Genomic DNA, 8,989 nt, shown 5'->3' with positions numbered 1-8,989 from the left:
TTAGGCATATCAGCTCGCGGTTTGCCGGCACAGCAGCACGAACCGGGTCGGTGACAGCAGGCGATCGAGATGGTGAATGGTCAAGAGATGTCCGGAGGAAGAAGGTCAGGCCTTGACGATCGTGTCGAGCAGCACCGTCTGCATCACGCAGCGATGGTTCTCCGAACGCCGAGCCTCGTCGAGGGGACTGGCCTGTGCACGCAGCGACCAGTGGGGAGCGCGCGTGGCATCGACCACGAAGGTCGCGTCGCTCGACACGGCCCGTGAACGCTTGCGGACGCGTACCTTGAAGCGGATCTCGCGGGCAGCCGCCAGAAAGGCGCGAGCCCGGATCGTCCAGGGGTCGCCGAGAAACAGGATCGATGCTTCCGACGCCGGTGGCGACCCATGGTCGCAGAGCGTCATGAGGTCCGCCAACGCCCGGGCCGGATGGTTGTCCAGACCCAGTCCTTCGTAGATCGGCACGCACGCCTCCTGCTCGATCCGGCGCACGGTGGCCGGGGCCAGCGTCGCGCAGTCGATCGCGTCGTACATGTGCCCCAGCATCCGAGCCAGGGCGCGAATCTCGTCTCGTGCGGACGCCGAGCCGGTCGGGTCTGTGAATCGGACTTCGGCGACCCGGGCCCCCAGTTCCAGCGCGGCGCGATGGAGGACTGACGGTTCCCCGCCGGGCGGGCCGTCGAGCAGCAGCGCCAGGTTCTTGCCGCGCAGCGGCTTGCCGATCGTTCCCGTGCGTGCATCGACACGCAGCCGTCGGGCAGCGGCAAAGGTTGCGAGGATGTCTCCCGCTGCCAGCGGCTCGCTCGAGGACAGCCGCTGAACAGGAGTGAGGAAACCGGATTTCACAACAGCGAAGGTAGGCCCTGCCGCGATTCGAGCCTTGATCGCCGTCAACAATCCGGCACCCGGCGGCCGTCGATACCCGCCGGTTACCGAGCATTCACCCACTGTTTCCGAGACCGCCGCAGTGTTGGCGCTGCCGTTGCAGTGGCCTTCTAAGCTTCGAGGCATCGATCTGCGAGGAGCCAGTGATGAATGATGCGACAAGCGTCCCGAAGTACACCCCGTCTGCCGTCCGGCGCATTGCCGACGTGCTGCAACTGCTGCAGGACAGTCTTCCGATTCAGCGGCGCATCGTCCGCGCAGGCGACACGGTCTACCAGGTGGGGCAGCAGTTCGGCTGCCTCTACGTCGTGAACTCGGGCTTCTTCAAGATGGTCAACCTGTCCGGCGAAGGCCGCGAGCAGGTGGTCGGTCTTCACTTCAAGGGCGACTGGATGGGCCTGGAGGGCATCGCGGCGGCTCAGTACGGTTGCGACGCGGTCGCGATGGACACCGGCGAGGTCTGGGGTATCCGCTACGACGCATTGCGCGAGGCGGCCGTTCGCACCCCTGCGCTGCTGACCGCGCTGCATGAGGCCATGAGCCGCGAACTCACCCGCGATCACGATTCGATGCTGTCGCTTTCCACGCTGCCCGCCGACGCGCGCGTGGCCGGTTTCCTGCGCTATTGGGCCGACGCGCTCGCGCAGCGCGGTCTGCGCACCGACCAGATCACGCTGCGCATGACGCGAGCCGAGATCGGCAACTACCTCGGCATGACGCTGGAGACGGTGAGCCGGGCGCTATCGCGGATGGCGCGCGGCGACGTGATCCGCTTCACAGAGAAGGGCCGGCGCGACATCCACATTCCGCAGGTGGAGGCGCTGACGCGCTTCATGCGCGCGGCTACGGCCATGCCGTTGAGCGCCGCTGCGATTCATTGAGCAGTGCTCAGGACCTTCACCATGGCGCGCTCGAGCTCGCTTCGCGTGTAGGGCTTGCGCAGCAATTCCCAGCCCTGGGGTTCGTCCAGCAGTTCGCTCGAATAGCCCGACATCAGCAATACCGGCAGGCTGGGTAGCTGCTTGCCCGCCGCGTGGGCCAGTTCAATGCCGCGCATGCCGGCACCGAGCAGGATGTCGGTGAGCAGCAGCCCGATGGCCGGGTCCGATGCGAGTACGCGCAATGCTTCCTCTGCGTCGGCGCAGGCGATGACTTCGCAGGCCATCGAGGTGAGAAACTTCTGCAGCACGCTTCGGACCTCGACGTCGTCCTCGACCAGCAACACGCGCAGCCCGGCGGGTACGCTGCCCGTTGGTACCGCGTCGAAGTCTTCGTCGGCAGCACTCGCGCCAGCGACGCGCGGCAGGTAGAGCGTTACCGTGGTCCCCGCGCCCGGCGCGCTGTCGAGACTGACGGCGCCGCGCGACTGCTTGGCAAAGCCGTAGACGGTCGAGAGGCCGAGGCCGGTGCCGCGGCCGCTTTCCTTGGTGGTGAAGAAGGGCTCGAAGGCACGTTCCTTCACGGCCTCGGGCATTCCGTCGCCGGTGTCCGATATGGAGATCGCCACGTAGCCGTCCGTTTCGGCCTGCGCGCGTTCGGCATCGAGTCCCGCCGGCAGCGACGGCACCGGGCGGCAGGCAAAGGCCAGCGTACCGCCCTGCGGCATTGCGTCGCGGGCGTTGATGGCCACGTTCAACAGTGCGGATTCGAGTTGCCCCGCGTCCGCCATGCACAGCATATCTTCGGCACCAAGCATGATGAGGACGCGCTGGTCGAGCGTGCGGCGCAACATGTCGGTCAGCGAATGCAGCAGCGCGGCGGTGTCGACGACCGTGGGTTGCAGCACTTGGCGACGCGAGAACGCGAGCAGCTTGCTCGTCAGCTCGGCGCCGCGCCGGGTGGCGCGCGCGGCAGCGCCGACGAGCTGTTGAATGAGAGGGTCCGCAGCATACGCGGGAGTGTCTTCGACTACCTGCAGGTTGCCCGAGATGATGGTCAGAAGGTTGTTGAAGTCGTGCGCGACGCCGCCGGTCAGCTGGCCGACTGTCTCGAGCCGCTGGGCGTGGTTGAGCGCCTCTTCGCTGCTCTCTCGCTGCAGCACGGTGGCGAGCAGGCTCGACAGGGAATCCAGAAAGCGCACCTCGTCGTCGCCGAAGCGCTGGGGGGTACGCGAGCGCACGGCGAGCGTCCCGATCGTGCGGCCGCGGTCCGCAAGCGGTACGGAGAGCTCGCACACCAGGCCGGCCTTGATGTAGTGAGGCGAAATCGTGAAGCGCCGCTCCTTCGCATAGTCGCTCATCAGCACCGGCTTGCCCTCTGCCACCACGTAGCCGGAAGAAGATCCGGGCTCATTCGGAATTCGTTGGCCGATGGTCTCCTCCGGCAGCAAGCCGACGCCGGCAATGATGCGAAATTCCAGGCCGTTCGGCTCCAACAGCAGGACCTTTGCCATCTCGACCTGCAGGGCTTCCGCGGCGATGGTCGGGACCAGTTCGAGCAGTTTCTGCGACTCGCGTGCATCCACTGCGAGGCGTCCGAACTGCGCCAGGTATTCGGCGTAGCGAGCCCGTTGGAGTGCCTGCTTGACGCGGGGATACGCGCCGACGCCGCGGATCGCGGCGACCACGTAGGGAAGGCCTTGATCCTTCAACGGACTCAGCGCGATCTCGACCATCACCGTGCTGCCGTCGCGCCGCTTGGCGACCAGATCCATCTGCATGCCCATCGGTCGAGCGCGGGGGCGGTCGGCATAGGCATGGCGGTAGGCCGCGTGGCGCGGCCGGATGGCGTCGGGGACCAGTTCGTCGACGGACCGGCCGACCAGTTCGTCGGCCGAATAGCCCAGCAGTTCGAGCGCGGCGGGGTTGGCCAGGGCGATGACGCCTTGGAGATCGACCAGCAGGAGTGCGTCCGGGTAGGCAGCGAAGAGCGAACGGAATACCGCACCGTCGTCGAACCCGGGAACGACGGATTGGCCCGTCATCAGGTCGCCTCGACCTTGGGAGCCAGGAGATAGCCCGCGCCGCGGACCGACTTGATGATCTGTGGATTGTTGGGGTCATCCTCCAGCTTTCGGCGCAACCGCCCGACCTGGACATCGATGGTGCGATCGAAGGGCCCGCCCTCGCGACCCCGGGTACGCTCGAGGAGGAAATCCCGCGACAGCACGCGTCCCGGGTGGGTTGCCAGCGTTTTCAGGAGATCGAACTCGCCTGTGGTTAGGGCGACTTCTTCTCCCAGTGGGTTCACCAGGCGCCTGGCTGCGGTGTCGAGTTGCCACTGGGCAAAGCGCAGGCGTGTGGGCTCTGCTGCATCCCGAGTCGCAGCAGCAGGCGCGGCAGGTGCGATGCGACGCAGCACGGCCTTGATGCGCGCGACCAGTTCGCGCAGGTCGAAAGGCTTCGTCACATAGTCGTCGGCCCCGACTTCGAGGCCGACCACCTTGTCGACCGCATCGCCCCGGCCCGTGACGATCACCAACCCGCAGCGCCAATGCTCGCGCAACTGGCGTGCGATCGCGAAGCCGTCTTCGCCCGGCAGGCCGAGATCGAGCAGGACCAGCGCCGGCGCATCCCGCGCCATCAGCGTCATGAGCGAGCTGCCCGAATGCAGCTGGCTGACGCGAAAACCTTGACCTTGCAGGTAGTTCGCGAGCAGCACTGTGATGTCGGCTTCGTCGTCGAGTACGGCGAGATGAATCGAAGTAGTCACGCCGAACCCAAAGGCTTGCATGCTCGCCACTGCACATTCATTCTGTCGCCATGGCGTGCCCTCGAACGATCGCCCGATGCCGATGCAACTGCTCGCGCAGCACGAACTTCTGTCGTGGCCTGAGGCGGACGGCGCGGTTCGCCAGGTCGCAGGAGCGCGCGGAGTCTGCGAGGCACTTTACTTGGCGCGCGGCGGTGCTGCCGTTTTCGAAGCGTCCGCGACCGTCGAGGCGGCTGCGGCCAGGCGCTCGGTCGCCAACTGCACCTGCTGAGCCAACTGGGCCTGTCCTTCGGCAGCGATGCCCATGAGCCTCTGCGCATTCTCGCGTGCGAACGTCGAATAGTTTTCTGTGAGACTGCGGACCAGGTCGGCGTGGGCTTCGGAAGCTGCCGTCCCTCCGAAGGCTTTTTGCGCCAGCTCGAAGTACTTCTGCGCACTGGTGTTTGCCAGTTCGACCATCTCCGGCGACTGCGCGAAGCGCGTGATGAGCTCTGCATTGGCAGTGGAAAGGTTGACGAGGGGGTGCGTGATGTTTTGCATCGAGACCTTTTGCGGCTTGCGCCGGCCGTGGAAGTTGGTCCGTGTATACCGATCGACGGACACTCCGTCGGTGCGCTAGGACACCGACGGGGGTTGTGTGCCGCACGCTGGGCGCGGGCCGGCGAGGGCAGGGTGCTGCAGGTGCGCTCGCGCTCCACCTGCGCAGCACCGGCCTCGATCCGGCGTGCGGCGAAGTGCCAGCGCCGCACGCCGTGAAGGCCGAGGCGGCGCTCCCTTGATCTGCCGCAAGCTCGCCATATGTCCGCCGTGGGAGGCTAGGGTTTTCCATCGCCGACTCGCATGACGCACATCACCACGAAGACCATTCTTGACGAACACGCGGCCCTTTCGGCCATGCTGCGTTCCATCCTCATGCTGCTGGCGCAGCATCGCCGGGAACGCACGCTGCCCGACTTCGGCGCATTGCGCGCGATGCTCTTCTACGTCGACGAATTTTCCGGGAAGCGACATCACCGCAAGGAATCCGAACTGCTGTTTCCGAAGCTGCGCGCGCGAGCACCGCTTTCGCGCGGGTTGCTCGACCAGCTGGACGACGACCATGCGCGCTGGGAGCGAAGGATCCGAGATGTCGAGCACGCCTTGCTCGGCTTCGAGATGGTCGGCGAGCCGCGTCGGCATGCCTTCGAGCAGGCGGTCGAACGCTATGCCGAGTTCTATCTCGCTCACATGGTGATGGAAGAACGGGAGATCCTGCCCCTGGCGGAGCGGGTGCTGAGGGACGACGACTGGGCAGAGCTCGATCGGGCGTTCAGCGCCAACCGTGACTCCTTGACCGGTTGTGCGCCCGAGCCGGACTATGGCGCGCTTTTCACTCGCATCGTCAACGCGGTGCCCGCGCCGTTCGGACTGCGTGCGGTGTGCTGATGCACGGCATCCGCCGGCTTGTTCCACGCAACGTCCGAAGGCGACCATGAAGCTGAATGTCGGCGCGACTTCTGCCCCACGTACGGCCCCGGCGGGACTCAGTACCCGCGTCGGCGACGAACTCCAAGCGCTAGCTTGCAAAGTTTGCTATCGCACAGAACGGCCCCGGGCTTCTGCGCACACTCGGACTCATTCCAACCAGCTCGGAAGAAGACGATGAAGAAAGACACGGAATCACACTCAAACGCGGTCGCGACAATCGAGCAGGGATGTGGCATGCCGAGTTGTCACATGACCGAATCCGGACAACTTTCCGATGGGGAACTGCTGACCAGAGCCCACGAGTGGGCGCGAGGCGCTGCGAGGCGTGCTGCACGCGCGCGGCTACGCCCACGAACTCGAGGCTGAGATGCGTCGCCGATTCGCCAATGCGGCCGCTCGCGATACCTACGGGTATCGCTGCGCCTAGTGAAGGACGCACCGCACCGTCTCCGCGAACGGATTGGCGTGCGTGCTGTGCGTCGGCGGAGAGATGTCGCCGATTGTCTCTTGGTGGCGCAGCAGCGCAGCGAGACCGGTTGCCGTGGCTGCGCCGCGAGTCGGCATCGGGCCACGGGCGTACTCGACTACTCGTGACACATCGCCCGACGGCCCAAGCCGCACGATCGTCCAGTAGAAATGACCAGCAATGGGCTGATCGACCGTCATCTCAAGGTCCTTGTTCATCCGTGCCACCTCATATTAGTACGAAGGTTGTATTTGGCGCGCGACCTGCCGGCTGGGAAAGGACGAATTTCACGATGTCGACTGCCGGGTCAGTTTTTGGCGGCAATCAACACTCTTCATCTCGGCGAGCTTGCGCACACAGCCGAGTGGGACCTGGTTGTGATGGACCTCTTCCTGTCGGGGGAGTCCGGGATGGAGGCCCTCGTGCGAGCGCGAAAGCATCCGCTGCTCCCTGGTCTCTGTCCGCAGGGCCTGGCCATAGTTCTCGACGAGATGGGTTCGATGGCGGCGCACATCTGCGCTTTCATGTCCGCTCGATGGCTGTCAGAGAGATCGCGGATGTAGGCCGACCAGGTCGTCGTCGCGGGTGAGGCATGCGCTCATGCCAGGCGCTTTTCGATCCAGTGGGTGTCAGGGCCGAAAAGACGGTCGGGGATCATGAGCGGGCGTTTTTAGCGAGCGGGAGCAGAAGGCGTTCTGTGCGCTGCCGTACGGACGGTCGAAGAGGCGAAAAGAATAGGCCGAGGCGGCGGTCGCCGACACTGCACACCCTCACAAGGTGCTATCACTTGGTATCGCCGTTACCTTCCGGCGGGTTAGGTTCCTCATGACCGCATCTGCAGTCGACGACGCTCGACAGATATTCCTGGCGGCAACACCCGTCATCCGCATCAGCGGCCTTAGCGGACGCTGGAAGCGCGACGTCTCCAAGGGCCCGCAAGCCGGTGGACCCTTTCTCCGTGCCCGGTACGAAATTCTCGACAAAGCGGCCTGGGAGGCGTTGAGGCCCTGTCTCTACCTGGTGGCAGGCGATGACTACGTCATCCTCTACGCGGGCATCTCTCGCAACCGGCTGCAGGACAGGTGGCATCTATTCACTGGCTACGATGCAAGAACCGGCACTCTCTTGGTGGAAAAGCAGCTTTTTCATCGCGAGTGCTGGCTTCACTTCGAGAGCAAAAATGAAGCCAATGTTGAGAGCACGTACGAGGTGCGTTGCATCGACGGAAAAGGCTTGGCGCAGGTCCTGCATCGCCTCGGGTTGCCCCTGTCGAAAATAGGCATGTTCGGTCACAGTGGCGAATCCGTCATCTCGGGCGTAGAGCGGTGGATGTCACGTAGCGTTGAACTGGCGCCGTGGAATCGGAGCACGGCGCATTCCTGACATCGGGAAGGCACCTCGGAAGCGCTGAGCGCGTTGACGAACGGAAGGCAGACGGATTGGACGTCGCTGACGGCCGGCCTCTGATGCCTATCGGCCAGGGAGTGCGGGTGGTTGGGCCCCGCGAAGCCTACGTAGCTCCTCTTGCAGGAAGGAGACGGTCGTACTCCTTCTTGACAACCGCATAACACTCACAGGAGCGCTCCTCGAGGCCTACTCGATTCAACACAGTGATGCGGCCGCGTCTGTACTCGATAAGACCAGCCCTTTGCAGCTTGAGGGCCGCGTCGGTGACGCCTTCACGCCGCACGCCGAGCATGTTGGATATGAGTTCCTGTGTCATCACAAGCTTATCGCCATGGAGTCGGTCGAGACTCAAGAGCAGCCACCTGCACAGCTGCTGGTCCAGTGAGTGGTGCCGGTTACAAGCAGCCGTCTGTGCCATCTGCGAGATCATCGCCTGTGTGTACCGTAGAAGCAGATGTTGCACCGGTGCGCGCTTGAACTCTTCCTTGAGAGTCGCCGCAGGCAGGCGGCACCCTCCGCCTTCGCTTTGCACCACGGCCCGGCCAGGTGTGGATTCGCCGCCCATGAATAGTGAAACGCCAACAAGTCCCTCATTTCCCACGACGGCGATTTCGGCCGAAGCGCCGTCAGCCATCACATACAGAAGCGAGACGATGGCCGTGGTCGGGAAGTACACATATCTCATCGTGTCGCCAGACTCGTATAGCACCTGACCAAGCTTCATCTCGACTGGTTCGAGCTGCGGCTTCCAGCGTTGCCACTCTGACTCTGGGAGCGCGGCGATCAAGTGGTTCTTCTTCGGGTCTTCCAACACCATCGAGGGGGCTTTCATTGCGGCAGCTGCGACACGGCGCAGCATCAGTCGGAAGAGGTGGGCGAAATGTGCATTCGCTATGTTCGGTAGCGAACATGTGCCGGTATTTGCGCCGAGTCTAGCGCCCCCTGGTTCACAGTGGCGCTATCGGGGCTCGCCCGGCGTCCATCATCTGGAGTACGACCAAGATGGGGGAGGCAGGCAATGATTGCCACGAGGGCCATTGGTAGCTGAGCGTCGCAGAGGCGCTTCAGGAGTTGCATTGACATCGCCGGTCCAGAAGATTGACTCAAATCGGG

9 protein-coding genes are annotated in these 8,989 nt (G+C 64.4%); 3 read left to right on the top strand and 6 right to left on the bottom strand.

From position 1 onward, the window contains the following. Positions 1-105 precede the first annotated feature (105 nt). On the bottom strand, positions 106-846 hold the full coding sequence (locus tag EJI01_RS27810; RefSeq protein ID WP_185879098.1) for a hypothetical protein: 741 nt from the start codon (positions 844-846) through the stop codon (positions 106-108). Between the two features lie 185 nt (positions 847-1,031). Here EJI01_RS27810 and EJI01_RS27805 point away from each other — a divergent pair, with 185 nt between their 5' ends. Next, on the top strand, positions 1,032-1,766 hold the full coding sequence (locus EJI01_RS27805; RefSeq protein ID WP_126840340.1) for a Crp/Fnr family transcriptional regulator: 735 nt from the start codon (positions 1,032-1,034) through the stop codon (positions 1,764-1,766). On the opposite strand, the gene EJI01_RS27800 is transcribed toward EJI01_RS27805, so the two are convergent. The 3 genes from EJI01_RS27800 to EJI01_RS27790 all read right to left on the bottom strand — a co-directional run bounded on the left by EJI01_RS27800 (position 1,760) and on the right by EJI01_RS27790 (position 5,076). Then, complete coding sequence (locus EJI01_RS27800) at positions 1,760-3,808, bottom strand: PAS domain S-box protein (protein WP_126840339.1); 2,049 nt, start codon at positions 3,806-3,808, stop codon at positions 1,760-1,762. The genes EJI01_RS27805 and EJI01_RS27800 overlap by 7 nt on opposite strands. Next, positions 3,808-4,557 (bottom strand): winged helix-turn-helix domain-containing protein, encoded by a 750-nt coding sequence (locus EJI01_RS27795; protein ID WP_260602722.1) that lies wholly within the window; start codon positions 4,555-4,557, stop codon positions 3,808-3,810. The genes EJI01_RS27800 and EJI01_RS27795 overlap by 1 nt, the downstream gene beginning before the upstream one ends. 156 nt (positions 4,558-4,713) lie before the next feature. Then, positions 4,714-5,076, bottom strand: coding sequence for a hypothetical protein (locus EJI01_RS27790; RefSeq protein WP_126840337.1), 363 nt, complete (start codon positions 5,074-5,076; stop codon positions 4,714-4,716). A gap of 300 nt (positions 5,077-5,376) precedes the next feature. Here EJI01_RS27790 and EJI01_RS27785 point away from each other — a divergent pair, with 300 nt between their 5' ends. After that, positions 5,377-5,961, top strand: coding sequence for a hemerythrin domain-containing protein (locus tag EJI01_RS27785; RefSeq protein WP_126840336.1), 585 nt, complete (start codon positions 5,377-5,379; stop codon positions 5,959-5,961). Between the two features lie 465 nt (positions 5,962-6,426). Here the strand turns inward: EJI01_RS27785 and EJI01_RS27780 are convergent, their stop codons facing one another. Continuing rightward, entirely contained in the window at positions 6,427-6,687 is a 261-nt protein-coding gene (locus tag EJI01_RS27780; RefSeq protein WP_126840335.1) for a hypothetical protein, read from the bottom strand. 607 nt (positions 6,688-7,294) lie between these two features. Here EJI01_RS27780 and EJI01_RS27775 point away from each other — a divergent pair. Continuing rightward, a complete protein-coding gene (locus tag EJI01_RS27775) occupies positions 7,295-7,852 on the top strand; it encodes a hypothetical protein (protein WP_126840334.1) in 558 nt (185 codons plus the stop codon). Positions 7,853-7,979: 127 nt separating this feature from the next. On the opposite strand, the gene EJI01_RS27770 is transcribed toward EJI01_RS27775, so the two are convergent. Further along, on the bottom strand, positions 7,980-8,693 hold the full coding sequence (locus EJI01_RS27770) for a Crp/Fnr family transcriptional regulator (RefSeq protein WP_409513989.1): 714 nt from the start codon (positions 8,691-8,693) through the stop codon (positions 7,980-7,982). Between the last annotated feature and the right edge of the window lie 296 nt (positions 8,694-8,989).

The organism is Variovorax sp. MHTC-1, assembly GCF_003984645.1.
Taxonomy (GTDB): domain Bacteria; phylum Pseudomonadota; class Gammaproteobacteria; order Burkholderiales; family Burkholderiaceae_C; genus Variovorax.
Note: the sequence above shows the minus strand (reverse complement) of the source record. Positions and strands in the feature narration are given on the sequence as shown.